The sequence below is a fragment of the Janthinobacterium woesei genome (assembly GCF_051380875.1).
In the GTDB taxonomy this organism is placed as follows: domain Bacteria; phylum Pseudomonadota; class Gammaproteobacteria; order Burkholderiales; family Burkholderiaceae_D; genus Janthinobacterium.
This window is the reverse complement of sequence record NZ_JBNYXW010000001.1, coordinates 271,803-287,868: the sequence shown is the minus strand read 5'-3', so window position 1 is coordinate 287,868 and position 16,066 is coordinate 271,803. Positions and strand designations below refer to the sequence as shown.

The 16,066-nt window shown below is 63.6% G+C and carries 15 protein-coding genes; 4 read left to right on the top strand and 11 right to left on the bottom strand.

The features are described from left to right. The first annotated feature begins 117 nt into the window (after positions 1 to 117). Complete coding sequence (locus ACQ4W6_RS01340) at positions 118 to 630, top strand: CcdC protein domain-containing protein (protein WP_436565377.1); 513 nt, start codon at positions 118 to 120, stop codon at positions 628 to 630. Between the two features lie 4 nt (positions 631 to 634). Here the strand turns inward: ACQ4W6_RS01340 and ACQ4W6_RS01335 are convergent, their stop codons facing one another. The 5 genes from ACQ4W6_RS01335 to ACQ4W6_RS01315 all read right to left on the bottom strand — a co-directional run bounded on the left by ACQ4W6_RS01335 (position 635) and on the right by ACQ4W6_RS01315 (position 7,725). Then, positions 635 to 3,460: an ATP-binding protein gene (locus ACQ4W6_RS01335; protein WP_436565376.1), complete on the bottom strand. Its 2,826-nt coding sequence runs from the start codon at positions 3,458 to 3,460 to the stop codon at positions 635 to 637. 8 nt (positions 3,461 to 3,468) lie between these two features. After that, a complete protein-coding gene (locus ACQ4W6_RS01330; protein WP_436565375.1) occupies positions 3,469 to 4,203 on the bottom strand; it encodes a hypothetical protein in 735 nt (244 codons plus the stop codon). Beyond that, positions 4,196 to 5,566 carry a hypothetical protein gene (locus ACQ4W6_RS01325; RefSeq protein ID WP_436565374.1) on the bottom strand — a complete coding sequence of 457 codons (1,371 nt, stop codon included), beginning with the start codon at positions 5,564 to 5,566 and terminating at the stop codon, positions 4,196 to 4,198. Before ACQ4W6_RS01325 ends, ACQ4W6_RS01330 begins: the two co-directional genes overlap by 8 nt. Before the next feature lie 272 nt (positions 5,567 to 5,838). Further along, on the bottom strand, positions 5,839 to 6,600 hold the full coding sequence (locus ACQ4W6_RS01320; RefSeq protein WP_436565373.1) for a DUF3108 domain-containing protein: 762 nt from the start codon (positions 6,598 to 6,600) through the stop codon (positions 5,839 to 5,841). After that, the gene (locus ACQ4W6_RS01315; RefSeq protein ID WP_436565372.1) at positions 6,601 to 7,725 is read right to left on the bottom strand and encodes a DUF3108 domain-containing protein; all 1,125 of its coding nucleotides are present in this window, start codon (positions 7,723 to 7,725) and stop codon (positions 6,601 to 6,603) included. It lies immediately after the preceding gene. Between the two features lie 149 nt (positions 7,726 to 7,874). Between ACQ4W6_RS01315 and ACQ4W6_RS01310 the strand changes: the two genes are divergently transcribed. Next, the gene (locus ACQ4W6_RS01310) at positions 7,875 to 8,588 is read left to right on the top strand and encodes a PhaM family polyhydroxyalkanoate granule multifunctional regulatory protein (protein ID WP_436565371.1); all 714 of its coding nucleotides are present in this window, start codon (positions 7,875 to 7,877) and stop codon (positions 8,586 to 8,588) included. Positions 8,589 to 8,609: 21 nt separating this feature from the next. Here ACQ4W6_RS01310 and ACQ4W6_RS01305 read toward each other — a convergent pair whose 3' ends face one another. The 5 genes from ACQ4W6_RS01305 to ACQ4W6_RS01285 form a co-directional block, all read right to left on the bottom strand. Next, positions 8,610 to 8,825 (bottom strand): hypothetical protein, encoded by a 216-nt coding sequence (locus ACQ4W6_RS01305; protein ID WP_436565370.1) that lies wholly within the window; start codon positions 8,823 to 8,825, stop codon positions 8,610 to 8,612. Positions 8,826 to 8,889: 64 nt separating this feature from the next. Continuing rightward, positions 8,890 to 10,620 (bottom strand): response regulator, encoded by a 1,731-nt coding sequence (locus ACQ4W6_RS01300; protein ID WP_436565369.1) that lies wholly within the window; start codon positions 10,618 to 10,620, stop codon positions 8,890 to 8,892. 11 nt (positions 10,621 to 10,631) lie between these two features. Then, entirely contained in the window at positions 10,632 to 11,351 is a 720-nt protein-coding gene (locus tag ACQ4W6_RS01295) for a sensor histidine kinase (protein ID WP_436565368.1), read from the bottom strand. A 238-nt stretch (positions 11,352 to 11,589) separates the two neighbouring features. Next, positions 11,590 to 13,221, bottom strand: a complete 1,632-nt coding sequence (mnmC1, locus tag ACQ4W6_RS01290) for an FAD-dependent 5-carboxymethylaminomethyl-2-thiouridine(34) oxidoreductase MnmC1 (protein ID WP_436565367.1) — start codon at positions 13,219 to 13,221, stop codon at positions 11,590 to 11,592. Next, positions 13,221 to 13,790, bottom strand: coding sequence for a DNA-3-methyladenine glycosylase I (locus ACQ4W6_RS01285; RefSeq protein ID WP_436565470.1), 570 nt, complete (start codon positions 13,788 to 13,790; stop codon positions 13,221 to 13,223). Before ACQ4W6_RS01285 ends, mnmC1 begins: the two co-directional genes overlap by 1 nt. 213 nt (positions 13,791 to 14,003) lie before the next feature. Between ACQ4W6_RS01285 and ACQ4W6_RS01280 the strand changes: the two genes are divergently transcribed. Continuing rightward, entirely contained in the window at positions 14,004 to 14,465 is a 462-nt protein-coding gene (locus ACQ4W6_RS01280) for an OsmC family protein (protein ID WP_436565366.1), read from the top strand. Next, complete coding sequence (locus tag ACQ4W6_RS01275; protein ID WP_436565365.1) at positions 14,466 to 15,119, top strand: FMN-binding negative transcriptional regulator; 654 nt, start codon at positions 14,466 to 14,468, stop codon at positions 15,117 to 15,119. It abuts the gene before it with no gap. Here ACQ4W6_RS01275 and ACQ4W6_RS01270 read toward each other — a convergent pair. Further along, on the bottom strand, positions 15,103 to 16,056 hold the full coding sequence (locus ACQ4W6_RS01270) for an AEC family transporter (RefSeq protein ID WP_436565364.1): 954 nt from the start codon (positions 16,054 to 16,056) through the stop codon (positions 15,103 to 15,105). The genes ACQ4W6_RS01275 and ACQ4W6_RS01270 overlap by 17 nt on opposite strands. Positions 16,057 to 16,066: the final 10 nt, after the last annotated feature.

The window sequence follows — 16,066 nt, the reverse complement described above, 5'->3', positions numbered from 1 at the left end:
GGCCCACACCAGGGTGGCGGGCGCATCGACGCGCCAGCAACTTTTACCATTGGACAAGCTTCGCCCGATTCCCCTTCTGGCTTACAATCGCTGTTTTACCCGTACCCGAATGCATACATGGAAACCACCACCCTCGCCCTGCTGTTCCTGGTCCCGCTGCTGGTCTGGCGCATCTATTCGCGCCTGAAGAAACTGGTGGCGCGGCAAAAGTCGCAGCTGTGGCGCCACTGGACGGTGGCGATCGCGTTTCCCGTGCTGCTGCTGTTTCTGGCGACGACGACGAAATTCGAACTCTTGCCCCTGTCCAGCCTGGGCGCGGGTGCGCTGGCGGGCGGCTGGCTGGGCGTGCTGGGCTTGAAGCTGACGCGCTTCGAGCACGTCGGCAAGGAATTTTTCTTTACCCAGCACCGCTACCTGGGCCTGGCCATCACGATGCTGTTCATCGCCCGCCTGCTGTACCGTGGCATGGAAATCTACCTGAACACGCGCCTGGACGTGCCCGTGCCGCCGCCGCCGTTCGGCCAGAGCGCGCTAACCATGGCCGCCTACGGCCTGGTCATCGGCTACTACGCCATGTACGCCTGGGGCCTGCTGCGCTGGCGCCAGCGCAACAAGACTTTGCAAGCCTAAGCCATCACCCCACTTTGGCGGCTTCCACGCGCCGCTGCAGCACGAAGATCGGCTGCGCCCATTGCGTATCCTTCTTTTTTTTGCTGGTGATCAAAGTAAGCTCCGATGGATCGTAGACATCCGTGTTGTGCGTCAACGGCGTCGTCATCAGGTATTGCGCCTGCGTGTTTTTCAGGAACTCGCCGACCAGCTGGATGTTGCGGATATCCAGGTGGGCAAACGGTTCGTCGATGAAGACGAAGCCGCCGGAACCATCTTCCGATTTCAACAAGCCGATCAGCAACACCAGTGACTTCATCACCTGCTGGCCGCCCGACGCTTCGCCATCGTTCATGCCGATGATGCCCTTGCCGTCGAACTTGAAGCGCACGTGCAGGCCCGCCTGCGACAGTTGCACGTCATCGTTTTCCAGGCGCACGGGGTCGGCATGCACTTCGATGCCGGCCAGTTCGCCCAGTTCCTTGATGTTCTTGCTGTAGGTCTTGATGGTGTAGCGCAAGCGTTCCATGTAGGCGCCACGGGCATTGCCCGTCGCTTCGATGGCGCGGTTATTCTGGTAGCGGCGCTCGTCCGTTTCCGACTGGCGGCCATGTAGCTGGTCCGACAGGCGGTGGTGCTGGTCGATGACGGTGGCGTCGAGTTCCCAGTCGTCGCGCGCCAGGCTGCTTTGCAGGCTGGCCACGCGCAGGTCGACCTGGTGCGCATTCTGGTGCTCGGCCACCAGGGCCGTGCGGCGCGCTGGCCGGCGCCAGCTCTTCGGCAGGTGGCGCCACGCATGGCGCAAGGCCAGCATGGCGCGCGCGTGCTCGGCGCGCTGCTCGATCTGCTTCTTGTAGCCCAGGCGCGAACCGGCTTCCGCTTCGGACAAGGCCAGGCGTGCGTTTTGCCACACGGTATCGGCGCGCGTGCGCGCCACGGTGGCGTTCTTGGTCAGGTTTTGCAGCTCGCCCAGACGCCCGCCCACTTCCAGCCGGTCTTCCTTCAAGGGCTTCGAGTTGCGCAGCGCTTCGGCAAATTCTTCCTGGCGCGCACTCAGTTCCTTGGCCGCGTCGACGCCGGCGATGCGCGCCTTCAGGGCGCCCACTTCCGCCGCCAGTTTCGAGATCGCCAGGGTCAGGGTGTCTTCCTGGCCTTCCAGGCCCGGCAAGGAACGCAGCAGCGCTTCCAGGCGGCCGCTGCGGCCAGCCTGGCCAAAGCGGTAGCGCGACGCTTCGACGAACAGCGAGCGTCCGCCACGGCGTTCGCGGTGATACGCCTCGGGCGTGATCCACTCTTCGTGGTTGCCCAGTTTAAAGCCCGCTTCGACGGAATCGACACGCGCGATACGCGACAACTGCTCGATCAGCCAGCTTGGTACGGGCGCGGAAAATTTCACCACCGCCAGCAGGCTTTCGTCTTGCGCGGTCGGAGCCGTGACCAAATCGGGCACGATGAAGTGGCGATAGCGTTCTTTTTCGGCCAAACGATAGGCGGCAGCCGCGTCCTTGGCTTTATCGAGCAAGACCACCGAGGCGTAGCCGCCCAGCACGCCTTCGACGGCGCCCTGCCAGCGGCTATCCGTTACTTCGACGATATCGGACAGCATGGCGTGGGAAATCCCCGCGTCGCGCAGCGCACGGCGCATGCCGCGCACATTGTCCGGTTCCGGCATGGCCGTCTTGCCTTGCAGCGCGGCAATGGTTGCCTGCTCGCCCGCGATGCGCGCCGACAGCGCGTCGCGCTGCTGGCGCTGTTGCAGCAAGGCCGCTTCCTTCTGTTCCAGCTGCGCCGCCACTTCGGCGATGTCGCTGCCCGAGTCCGCCGCCAGCTTGTGCAGGCGCTCTTTCTGTTCCAGCAAGCTGTCCAGCGGTTTCAGTTTGGTATTGATCAGGGACAAACGGCTCTGCAAGACTATCGATTCCTGCTCCAGCAAGGTTTCGTTCATCTGCGCGTCGGACAGGGCCTTCGCCTGCGCCGCCAGCGCATTGCGCTTATCGGTCAGCTGCTGGTCCGCCTGCGCCATCGGTTTGCGCGCATCGCGCAATTGCCGGCTGGCGGTGGCGGCTTTTTCGCGCGCCTCGTGGTACTGCAAGCTGGGCAGCACTTCTTCGAGCAGGTTGCGGCGTTCCTTGTGCAAGCCTTCCCACTGATGGTAATTGGCCACGCGCAGGCGCAAGCCTTCCAGATTGGTTTTCGACGCTTCCAGTTCCGTCTCAAACCGTTTCAGCTCCACTTCCGTATCGCGCTGGTGGCGCTTGGCTTCATCGTAGGCATCCAGCACTTCCTTGTCGCCAAACACCTGGAATACCAGGTCGAGCAGCTGGCGCGGCGCGTATTCGCACAATTTGTCCGTCTCGCCCTGCTCCAGCGCCAGCACTTTCGACATGGCCGGCGACAGGCCCGCATTGGCCAGGCGCTTGCGGTAATTCTCCACACCCAGCCAGTCGTTGGCGTCGGTGATGTCCTCGATCTGCACATTGCCTGGGCGCATCAGATACTGGCGCTTCCAGTCGCCGCCGTTTTTCTGGATCTGGCAAAACAAGGTCACTTCATCGTCGCTGAAGAAGCCGGAACTGCGGAACGGGCGGTTCGACAGTTGCTTGCCCACATTCTTGTTGTCGACCACGGCGCGCAGCCAGGCCGTCTGCTGGCCCGAGTGGCGCGCATAGTGCTTGTACGTGCGCCCCATCGAGCAATCGAGGCCGAACAGGGTGCGCAGCGCGTCGAGCAAGGTGGTCTTGCCCGAGCCGTTCTGCCCCGCGATGGTGATGATCTTCGCGTCGAGCGGAATATTCTTGATGCGCTGCCAGTAATCCCAGTGCACCAGTTCAAGTGATTTGATATGAAACATGGGCGCTTTCAGTGAGGAAGGTCAGGCGACGGCTCGTCGCTGGCATCGGGCAGATCGTCAATATCGACGGACAGGTCGGCGTCGAGCAGTGGATCATCGCTGACCGCCACCAGACGCGCCGGCGCGCGCTTGAACACGTCGGCCAGGGCGCCGTTGATGATGCGCTCTTTCAAGACGTCGGTATCCATCATCAGGTCGAGCAAGGGGCCTTCGACGATAAAGTCGCCGCGCCGCTCGATGAAGCCCAGCTTGGCCAGGGTGCCCAGGTTCATGTCCATGCGCGTCTTCTTGCCCAGCTTGTCGCCGAAGTCCGACAGCAGCGCCTTGTAGGAAATACCGATCGATGCGTCTTCCGCGCGCGGCAGCGGCTTTTCCGTGCCGAACATGTCATTTTGATCATCATCCGCATGCTGGTGCGTTTCCTGGCGTTCACGCTTGGGCAGGATGATCTGCGCCCACAGCACCACCAGCAGGGCCACGCCATCGCGGGCCAGGCCAAAGTTATTGTTTTGCCACACGTCGCGCGCGCCGAAGATCTTCGGCTCGATGGCGCGCGTCAGGGCCAGGGTCACATGGTCGGCATACACGTTGTCGAGCAGTTTCAGGCCGCAGGCCAGCAGGCGGGCATCGATCTCGGCGCGGAACAGCTCGTCCGACAGCACGCGCTTGACCAGCTTGTCGTCGCGGCGCAGGGTTTGATGCGTGAGCAGGCGCGCAATCAGGATTTGGGAATCGTCATTCATCAAAGGTGGCGCCATCTAAATCAAGTGAGACATTCAGTGAAAGCGAGGCGATCGACATGGCCGCCACGTGGGGGTCGGTCAACAGGACCATCTCGTCGGTCGGTGTAAAGGTAATCGGCAAACGGGCCAGTTCGGCCGTCGAACCCTGCAAACTCGCTTCGGATACATCGCCCAGCAGCGGCAGCATGGAGGCGCGGTACGAGGCCACGGCAAAGCTGGCCGGCAGCAATGAATCCTGCACCGGCACGCTTTTGGGTCCTTCTTCGCCGATGCTGGGGAAATTGCCCAGGCTGGCGAAGTTCGACAGGCGCGCCAGCAGATCGTCCAGTTCCAGTTGCATGGCGGGGCCGTCGCTGATGGTGGTGGGCGCGTCCTCGCCGCTGGGCAAGCCCGTGTTGGCCACGCCAGGCGCCCGCTCGGACAGCAATTCCGTCTCGGCCACGTCGATCATCTCGGCCGGCGTGGAAAACAGCGGCACGACAGGCTGGTCGATGGCGCCCTCGGCCAGGCTGGCCAGGTCTTCATGCAGCAGCAGCCAGCGCTTGATATCGGTCGTCGACAGGCCCGACTGCCCCAGATGCACGCGCTGGCGCTCGATCTGGTTCAGTGCGCGCGAAAACATGCCTTGCATATTCAACAATTTACTTTGTGCGCGGCCAATCGCCTGCGCCGCCCTGTGCGTGGCGCTGTCCGCGTTTTCATCGGAGGTAATCGCCACGAGAATCTCGGAGCCCTTCTCGACCCAGTCGCAAGCCATATTCCATTTCGATTGCGCCGTGCGCAAACGGAATTCGGAACCGGAGGCGATGGCGTCGGAGAATTCCTCCGTCAAGTCCACCAGGCGGCCCAACAGATGCTGGAGTTGCTCCACCGATACGCCACCGACGGCTTGCGCACCCGCCACCTGCGACAGCAGGAAGCCCATTTCAGCCTCGTCTTCCGTCTGGCCCAGGCCCAGCAAGCTGTCGATGGCCGACAGCACGTTGCGCGCCATGGGCGTGACGCGGTACACGCCCTGCTGCGCGTCCCAGGCCAGCAACTGGTTCGAGCGCAAGCGCAGCAAGACCGTTTCCAGGCTTTCCGGCAACAGATACGCCAGCTTGGTGTTGATATCGGCGCGCGTGTAGGCCGAGGTGGCCGCATCGGCCGCCAGCTCGCGCAACACCAAGAGACGCACCAGTACGCCATCGAAACCGCCGTGAAACAGGGCCGTAAACACTTGCAGCAAGGGCTGCGCCCGCTTCAAATGAAACACTTGCTCGATTTCATCGGCCGAGATATTCGGCTGGAAATGCGCCTGCAAAGAATCGTGATGCTCTTGCTCTGTCTGATTTGCATCCGCAGCCACGGCTGCACTTGCCATTATATCAATCATTCTATTCCGGATGAGTGTTCAGCGGGCGGCGCAGCGGGCCCTTGCGGCGCTGCGGGGCGGGGGCGTCAGTATATCAGTTCTGACATGCAATTTAGCGTATGGGATGGGGGTGTGCGGACGCGGCGCAACGCTGGCACCGGCTTGTCGAAGCTCTTGGCGGTGAACAGGGTCAGTTCCTTCGGAATCGGGATATGCCCATTGGGCGCATCCCCCCACCGGGACTCGGCGTCCCCGTCTGAGCCCACGACATCAGTAAGCACTTACTTTTTAATGATCTTCTGCAAAGTTTGTTCGACGTAATCGCCGTCTGCATCGGCAAACGTCACCTTCACGGGATACCATTCCAGCGATGGCGCCAGCCACAGGTCGACTTGCTGGCCCTTCTTGTCGGGCGGCGGCGCCTTCACCAGGTGGATGGCAGCGACTTCGCCCATGCCCGTCGCCACCGTCTCTTCCTTGATGACCTTGAAGATCCACGGCTCGGCATCGTGCGCGCCGGCCACGAAGAAAGCCCATTCCGAGCCGGGGACGAACTTCTCGGGCGCGGCGCGCGCCACGCTGGTCAGTTGCCAGACGGCACTGTTGCGGTCCTGTTCGCCGCCTTTCAGTGGATAGCTTTCGTCGCCTTCGCCAAAGACGATGGTCTTGCTGTCGCGCTTGAAGGTGGTCGTGACGGCATCCTTGCGGAAGCGCTTTTCCACGAATTGAAATGGCGCCAGGCCGTAGTCGTCCACCGTGCCGACACTGCGCTGTTCCAGGATCTTGCCAAACAGGGCCGCCTTCGTTTCGGCCAGCAACGAATACTTGCCATCGCCGGCGCGCCAGTTGCTGACCGATTCGCCGGACAGCCCGATGCCGCGCTGCCTGGCCTTGATCGAATAGACAAGGTCAGCCGATGGCGCCAGCTTGTACGGGCGCTTGATGACGGGATGCTCCACGGGCGCGTCCGCCATGGCGGGAGACAGGGTGGCAGCCAGCAGGCTGGCGGCCAGCAAGTGTTTCAGGGTAGTCAAAGTAGTCATTTATTTTCCTGTTGCATCATTTACGGAGATCTTGGTGACGGTTTGCGTAGTGAGCGCCCCGCTCGCTTCGGTATTGCGTATTTGTACCGGATACCATTGCAGGGACGGCGCCAGCCAGATATCGAGCTGCGACGAATACGTGCCCGGCTTGGGCGGGCGGCGCAGATGCCACGTCACCAGGCGGCCCATTTTCGTGTCCAGTTCCTCCTCGCCCACCAGCTGGAAGCGAAACACGGTCGCTTCCTTTTCCTCGCCGACGAGGATGTCGATATTGCCCGCCAGCTGGTTGACGTCGGCGCGGCCGATGGCGGCCAGCTGGAACGGCACGCTGGCCTTGTCTTGCGCCCCTTCCTGCCATGGCGCCGTGGCGGTGGTGGCCGAAAAGGTGATGACCTTGCCATCGCCGTTGAAATGCGTGGCCGTTTGCGCGCGGCCCTTGCGCTTCTCGGTGGCGGTGACGGGCACGATGCCGCTGGCATCGATCACGCCTTCGCTGGTCAGTACCAGCAAGTTGATGCGCGTAATCAACATGCTCAAGCCCACTTCCAAGGTCAGCTGGTAGTTGTCGCCCCGGTTTTGCCACGCCATCGCTGCCACGCCCTGCCACTTGGTGCCGTCGGCATCGCGCCGGTCCACGTGCAGGTCGAACTGGGCCGATGCGGGCGCATTCGCCTTGTAGCGCCGCGCCTGCTGCTCCACCGGCGGTGGCGCGCTGGCCGGTGCCGGTGCCGCTGGCGCCACTTCTGCTGGCGCCAGCGCCATGATGGCCGGCGCGATCATCGCCGGCGCAGGCATGGCCGGACCTTCCGGCGCATCGCTGGCGGGCGCGGTGGCTTGCGCTGTTTCACTCGAAGCCAGGTCGGTCGGTGGCGGCGGTGGCGGCAGCCTGGGCTTGGGCATTGGCGGGAGCACGGGTAGCGGCGGCGGTGGCGGCATCACTGGCAAGGGCTTGGGCGGCTCAGCGATCAAGGCCATGCTGGCCACCTGCGCCTTGCCCTGCACTAGCGGCACCATGCTCGCACGCGACGTGAGCCATTCCAGCACCAGGTAATGCAGCGCACCGATCACCGCAATAAAGACAATGGTGCGACGGCGCGGTGACGAAAAGAAGGAAGCGGGCATCATACGCCGTAGTGTAACGCTTTCGCCCGCCTTTCTGCTTCTTGCCCACGCTCAACTCTTGATGTTTTATGTAAGAAAATGTTGGCGACTTTGCGTCAGTTGCAAGCTGATATCTGCTACGCTAGGACTATCCATCTACCAGGAGATTTCGCATGGCAAACCCGCAAATGCCCCCAATGCCGGGCGCAGCAGTTGTGACCGATACGCTCGACTTCGTCAAAAACCTGTGGGGCAGCATGAGCATGCCTGGCATGGGTGTGCCCGGCATCACGGCGCCCACCATGTCGGTGGAAGAACTGGACAAGAAAATCAACGACTTGAAGGCCGTGGAAGCCTGGCTGAACCTGAATATGAGCATGCTGCGCGGCAGTATCCAGGCGCTGGAAGTGCAGCGCGGCACCATCGCCACCCTGAAATCGATGGGTGCCTCGCTGGCGGCCGCCATTACCCAGCCCGGTGCCAGCGAGAAATCGCTGTTTGAAACCGTGCCGTATGCTTCCGCGTTTTTCCAGCAAGCAACAACTGCGGCGCCAGCGCCTGAACCGGCGCCCAAGCCTGCACCCGCTCCGGCAGCTGCTGCAGCTGCGGCGCCCAGCGACGCCAGCAGCCAGGCGGCAGCCCAGCTAGCCAATCCTAGTGCCTGGTGGAATGTGTTACAAGATCAGTTCAAACAGGCGGTGTCGACGGCCATGTCGCCCGATTCTGCCAGTGCGGCAGCGGCCAGCTTTGGCAACATGGCCACGCCAGCAGCGAACAAGTCCGCCAAGCCGGCCGAAGCTGGCGCCACGGCCAAGGCCATGGCCCCACTGCGCAAGGCGCCGGCGAAACGCGCGGCGCCCAAGGCAAAAGCGCCGGGCAAGGCCTAGCAACTTAAGTCGACGATATGATCAGGCGATACGATGAATGCGGATCGCCTCGATTTGATTGTCGGCCTGGCGTTTTACGTCACCGATCATGATCAGGCCTTCGTCGGCCAGCGCCTTGGCGTGCTCGTACGAAGACTGGAATGTATCGAGCGTGTCTCCCTTGGCGGCTACCGGGCGTACCCAGGCAATGCTGCCGACTTTCATTTTTTTGTATACTTCATTGACCACATCACGCATAGTTTCTTCCTTATTGTTGTAAAGCAACTCAAGCGCAGGCGAACCCACGCTGGCCCCTAGTTTATCATCCGGCGCGCTGACGTACGGCTTTTCCCCCTTTTTCCGGTGCCGGCGGCGCATTTTCCAGCGCCACGACCACCTCTTCCGGCCCGGGCGGCGGCGTCAGCTGCACCAGTTGCTCCATCAATTGGGCAAAGCGTTGCTGCCCTGGTGCAATTTTGTCTACATTCAACAACACTTCCATGGCTTCGGCCGCCAGCTCCGCCTGATAACCGCGCTGCTGCAGGAACGAGACGATGATTTGCACCGAGTTGAACAGGATGCGCAGGTTGTTCGGCAGCTTCTCGCGCGCCGCGCGCATCCAGCTGACGGCCTCGTTGAGCTTATCCGTCTTCCACAGCAGCACGCCCTTGTTCATCAAGTCCGACGCTTCCTTGCGCGCGGCGATGATCAGGCTGGTGCCTTCGTCGCCCATCTTCGCCTTGTCGAAAATCTTTTGCACTTCGTCCTGCACCACCTGGTTGTCGTGGTTGTTCTTCACCACATAGCACAGCAGGCCAGCCGGCGCATCCTTCACGCCGACGGCAAACAGCAGGGTCGCCAGCTCCATGCAGATGCTCTTCTCGGGGCGCACCGGGTCTTCGGCCAGCATGGTTTCGAGTTCATCGCCGCACTTGCGCGCGCGCCGGTAATCGCCCGTTTCATGGTGCACCATGCCTTCCGTAATCTTGGCGCGCAGGCCGATCTGCTCGGGCAGGAATTCGCGCTGCGCCAGCAGCAGCCACTGCAGCGCTTCCTTGGCATCCTTCTTCAGGCCGCACACGCGCGCCAGGCCCAGGTAGGCGTCCGGCGTCTTCATGACGGAAAACTCGCCGATGGAAATACATTTACGGAAGGCCTTTTCCGCCATGCTGACATTGCCGATTTTTAAAGCCGCGAGACCCAGGTTACGCTGGCGCGGCACGGAATTGGGCGACAGCCGCGCCGCCTTTTCCAGCACGCCGCACGCTTCCTCGTGCTGGCCCATCAGCTGGTAAGCCACGGCCATCTGATCGTAGGCATCGATGTAGTATTTGTTCTCGACGATCACGCCCTGGAAGATTTGCCGCGCCGCCTCGTGCTCGCCGTTATTCATGCGGATCTTGCCCAGGCCCGCCTTGGCCCAGCTGTAATCGCGCTCGGCCAGCACTTTTTCATACACGGCGCGGGCCTTTTCCGGTTCACCGCTTTTCAGCAGCAGCGACGCCTTCATGCGCAGCAATTCCAGCGCGTGCAGCTTGTTGAGCACGATCTGCGCGTCGCATAATTTGGCCGCGCGCAGATAATCCTTCTCCATGCAGGCCTGGTCGATGTCGCGAAACACCTGCTTCTTGTGCCACACACGGTTCAAACGCGTCAGCAGCACGCCTTCCGTGATGGGCTTGATCAGGTAGGCGTCGGGCTGGTGCTCGGCCGCGCCCATCACCGATTCCACGCTTTTCTCTGCCGACACCATCAGCCACACGCTGGACGGCGCCGTCAGGTTGCGCACGCGCGACTCTTCCAGCACTTGCTGGCCGTTCTTGCCTTCGCCCAGGTTGTAATCGCACAGCACCACGTCGTAGCGCGTCTTGGCCAGCAGCTTCATGGCATCAGCGCCGCTGGCCGCCTGGTCGATATGGCGCGCGCCCAGGTTGCGCAACGATTCGCGCAGCAGGATGCGGATGCCGATAAAGTCGTCGACCAGCAGATAATGCTTGTCGGCCCAGTCGGTGCTGCCCGCCTCTGCGGCGGTGGCGTGGTTATCGGTTGCCATGGATTCCTCTTTCAGGGCAGGCGCAAGATGAAACAGCCGCCACCCAGGGCGCCGCCATTTTCCAGGGCGATGCTGCCGCCCTGGCCCCGGTGCTTGTGCATCTTTGCCACCTCGCTGGAAAAATACAGGCCCAGGCCCGTGCTGTTGGTGGCAAAGTTCACGCCGGCCGCCATGCCATCCATGGCCGCGCTGCCCGCGTCGAGCAGCGCCTGCGAGTAGCCATCGCCATTATCTTCCACGCGCAGCTCCAGCAAGGCATCGACCTGGCGCACCGACAGGCGGATCGTGTCTTTCGTGTAGCGAATGGCGTTGTTGATGGCATGCGCCAGCACGCCGATGACCAGGTCTTCGTCCAGGGTCCAGATCAGCTCTGGCGGACATTCTGTCTCCAGGCGTATGCCTTTCGAAGTCAGCAGGATCTTTTCCTGGGCCACCACCTGGTCGACCACCTGGCCCACCAGCTGCGGCTGCACGTCGAACGGGTAGCCGGGCTTGCCCACTTCCTTGTACAGGGCCAGTAGCTGGATCAGGTTATCGTTCAGGCGCTTGGTCTGGTACAGCATCTGCGCCATCTGCAGGTAGGCCGGGTCGGCCTGGGGCGCGGGCTTGGCCTGCTCGGCCGCCAGCAAGGATTCCAGCGTGCCGCTGACCACACTGATCGAGTTTTTCATGTCGTGCACGGTCGACGCCAGGAACAGGAAAAGCTCGGGCGAGCTGTGTTGATCTTCCACCGGATATCTCCTTGGGCGCCAGCGGCACCGCGCCGCAGCTTGAATGTTGCCACAGGCAAATTATACCGTTCGTACCGGGGAGCGCTACAGCATGGCGCAGAAGTCTGTGATCTGACGCAACAATGCCGACCCATGTTGCGCACGGGGCGGCTTTTCGTCTGCATCGAGATGCGTGCAGCGGTGCACGGCGCCGCTACCCATCGGACCGGACAGCGCCAACGCCAGCGAGCGGGTATTTTTATGACGCGCGGCGGCGTTCGCGCAACAGAAAACGGGCAGGATCGAGCGCCGCAGCCAATTGGATTTCCAGCGGCAGCGGCTCGCCTTCCAGCTGGCAAGCCAGCAGTTCGGCCGCCAGCGGCGCCCAGATCAGGCCGCGCGAGGCAAAACCGAGTAAGCCATACAGGCCAGGCCAGCGCGGCACGTCGCGCAGGTTCTCGCAGCGCCCCGGCACGCCGGGGTCGGGCAAGGCGCCCGCCAGCGGCAGGCGGTCCGTCGCCACGCAGCGAAAACCCGTGCGCCCCGCCAGCGGCGCAGTGAACGGGGGAATATGCAGGATGGATGCGATCTTCTGCAAATTCTCCTGCTGGCTGGAGGCGCGCACGCTGCGGTCGGTGTCCACATCGTAGCTGGCACCCACGCAGACGATGCCGTCGTGCGCCGGCGTCATGTAGGCTTCGCGGCAGACGACAAACGGCACGCCGGGCAGCGTACCTTCCTGCAGGTGCGTGACCTGGCCGCGTACGGCGTCCAGCGGCAGGCTGGCTGCTTGCGCAAAATCAAGCGCGCCCGTGCCGGCCGCCAGGATGACGGTGGGCGCGGCCGCGAGCAACGTGCCGTCGGCATCGCGCACCAGCCATTCACCGTCGCCGCGTTCCAGGCGCAGGGCGCTGGTGGAAAAGAGCCGCGTCAGCAAGGTGCCGCAGGCGTCCAGCATGGCGGCGCAGACGGAAGACGGGCGCGCCCAGCCGCCTTCGGCAAACCACCAGGCGCCGTCGGGCGCCGGGGCGCCCAGCTTGGCGGACGCCTCCGCCACTTCCAGCCAGCGCGCCAGCTCGGGCGGATACAGGCCACTGGCGGCGATGTGGCGCTGTACCTGCGCATGCGCGCCATCACGCGGCAGTTGCAGCACGCCGCATTGCTGGCCCTCGATGGCGGCGCCGATGCCGCCCAGGCGTTTCCAGTAGCGCAGCGCATACAGATACGCGGCGCGCACCAGGCGCGTGGCGATATTGTCGTCCTTCGACGGCAACGGCATGAAGATGCCGGCCAGGTTGCCCGACGCTTCGCTGGCCGCTTGCGCGTGGCGCTCGATCAGGGTCACTTTCCAGCCACGCGAGGCCAGCCGCTCGCAGACGGCCGCGCCAGCCACGCCCGCGCCGATGACGATGGCGTGCCGCTCGGGCGCCACGGCGGGCACGTGTTCGCCGCGCCGCGCATAAAACACGGCGCGCAGGCGGTTTTCGTCGAATACAAAGCCGTTCTTTTGCAGCGCCGCGCGCTGCGCCTCGTCGAGGTGCACGGCTTGCAGGCGGGCGCCATCGCGCATCAGGCGCGCCAGCACCGGCACCGATGCGGGCACCCACGCCAGGTACGCTTCATCGACCTGCGCCGACAGTTGCGCGAGGCAGGCATCGGGCTCGCCGATCAGCACATCGAGCGTGACGAGGCCATCGCGCGAAACCATGCGGTGCTGGCCAGGCACGCAGGGCGGCCATTGCGTGCGCCACTCGTGCGGCAAATGGCGGGCATCAACGGGCCGCGGCGCCAGCGCGATGTAGTGCAGGCGGCGCCCGCCATGGGCGGCACAGGCGGCGCCAAAGCGCGCGCCGTCGAAATCCGTGTCGAGCACGACCGGTACGTGGCGCATCAGCGCCCCGCGCGGCAAAAACACGCAGGCGCGTGGTCGTTGACCATGCCGATGCCCTGCATGTAGGCGTAGATGATGGTCGAGCCGACAAACTTGAAGCCCCGCTTGAGCAGATCTTTCGACAGTTGGTCCGACAAGGCCGTCCTGGACGGGAGGTCGCCAGGCTGCCAGCTGTTGACGATGGGCTGGCCATCGACATACGCCCACAGCAAGCTGTCCAGGGTCTGGCCTTGCGCGCGCAGGCGCAAATAGGCTTGCGCATTCGTGATGGCCGCCGCCACCTTCAGGCGGTTGCGCACGATGCCGGGATCTAGTAGCAGCTGTGCCACCTTCTCCGGGCCATACGCGGCGATTTTTTCCGCGTCCCAGCCGTCAAACGCGGCGCGGTACGTTTCGCGTTTGTTCAGGATGGTTTCCCAGCTCAGGCCCGCCTGCGCGCCTTCCAGGTTCAGCATCTCGAACAGGCGCCGCTCGTCGTGGCAGGGCACACCCCACTCCGTATCGTGGTATTTAATATAACGGGGGTTGGCCGGGTTGGCCCAGGAGCAGCGGGTGGTGGTGGTCATCATCATGTTCTTCGCGTGGAGGCAGGTACTCAGTATAAATCAGTGGCCGCGCAAGATAGCCGCCTTTGGTGCCGTACGCTTGACGAAACAGCGCTTCGGGCGCGCCGCGCTCCAGCGGCAAGGCAGGGATGACCTGCCTGAGGTGCATGGCTGGCATCTAAATAGCCAAGATACACGCTAATATGGCGTATTCCTTACCACTTTCGCGGAGCATCCATGCAGCAGTTTTTCGCCACCGTGGCCTGGCAGCGCGCCGGCCAGGATTTCGCCAGCCAGCGCTACAGCCGTGGCCATGCATGGCAATTCGACGGCGGCTTGAGCGTACCCGCCTCGTCCTCGCCATTGTCCGTGCCGCTGCCCATGTCGGTGGCGGAAAATATCGATCCGGAAGAAGCGCTGGTGGCCGCCACGTCCAGCTGCCACATGCTGTTCTTCCTCTCGCTGGCGGCGCAGCGCGGTTTCGTCATCGACGACTACCGCGACGACGCTGTCGGTGAACTGGGAAAAAATAGTGCTGGGCGGCTGGCCATGACGCGCATCGTGCTGCGTCCGCACATCGTCTTCGCCGGTGCAGCGCCCACGCCGGACGCCTTGGCGGCCCTGCATCACGACGCGCACGAGCGCTGCTACATCGCCAATTCGCTGACGGCCGACATCGTCGTCGAGGAAGCCCTTTAAATGTACACGCCCGCCAGCTTTCGCGAAGAGCGCCTCGACGTGCTGCACGGCCTGGTTCATGCCCATCCGCTGGGCGCGCTGGTGCGCATGGATGCCGACGGTTTGTGCGCCGACCACCTGCCGTTCGAGATCGCCGCGCCCACGCCAGAGGCGCCGTTCGGCATCCTGCGCGCCCACGTGGCGCGCGCCAATCCCCTGTGGCGCGCCGCCGCCAGCGAGGATGAATGCATGGTGATCTTCCAGGGGCCGCACGCCTACATCACGCCCGCCTGGTATGCGGAAAAACAGCGCAGCGGCAAGGAAGTTCCTACCTTCAATTATGCGGTCGTGCATGCCCACGGCCCTTTGCGTGCCATCGACGATGCGGCTTGGCTACTGGGTTTGCTGGAACGGCTGACGACGCGCCATGAGGCAGCTCAAGCCACGCCGTGGCAGGTGGCCGATGCGCCGGCAGACTATATCGGCAAACTCTTGAAAGCCATCGTCGGCATCGAGATTCCCCTCACGCGCATCACGGGAAAATGGAAGCTGGGGCAGAACCGCACGCTGGAAGACCAGTCGCGCATGGCGCACGGCTTGGCCGCCGATACCCAGCCCGGCGCCGCGCAGGCACTGGCGGTCATGATCGCCGCCAGGCTCACGCCAGCCAGCTGACCGCCGCCGAAAAGGTCAGGAACGACAGCGCTGTCGAGACCAGGATGATGCGGGCGATGCGGGCCGTGTTTGCACCGAAACGCTCCGACAGCAAGGTGACATTGCTGGCGCTGGGCAAGCAGGCCACCAGCACCATGCAGGTCAGCGCGAACGGGTCGAGCGGCATGCCCAGCGCGATGGCTGCGTGGCCGATGCCCCACACCAGCAGCGGGTGCAGCAGCAGCTTTTTCAGCGCCACCGGCACATACTCCCCCAGCGGCGCGGGGTCGCTGGTACTCATTTGCGAACGGGCCAGCACGGCGCCGATGGTAAACAAGGCAACGGGCGAAGCGGCGTCGGCCAGCAAGCCCACCGTCTGCGTCAACGGCTTGGGCAGCGCCAGTTCCAGCCACGACGACAAGGCCCCCAGCACAATCGCCCACGGCATCGGGTTGCCCGCCATGCCCTTCAAGGCATTCGTGACAGCCACGCGGCCGCCATGCGCGCCGCCGCTGCCGATGCGCGACAGGGCGATGCACAGCGAGCTGGTAAGGAGCAAGTCGACCACGATGGTGACGATGACGGGACCGGACGAGCGGGGGCCGAGCAAGGTCAGCAGCAATGGCACGCCCATGAAGCCCGTATTCGGAAACGCTGCCACCAGCGAGCCGAAGGCGGCGTTGTTCCAGTCGATGCGGTGGCTGAGGGTCATGGCCATGGTGACGCCCACCATGATCAAGGCACACAGCAGATAGACGCCGAACACGCTGCCATCGAGCAGCTGCGCGATGGGCGTGGCGGCGCCGAAACGGTACAGCATGCACGGCAGCGCGAAGTACAGCACAAAACTGTTCAAGCCGCCGATGGCGGCCAGCGGCAGCAAGGCGCGCCGCACGGCCAGGTAGCCACACAGCACCAGGGCGAAGAAGGGAAAGGTGATGGCAAGGATGGTCAGCATGGAGCGCCAT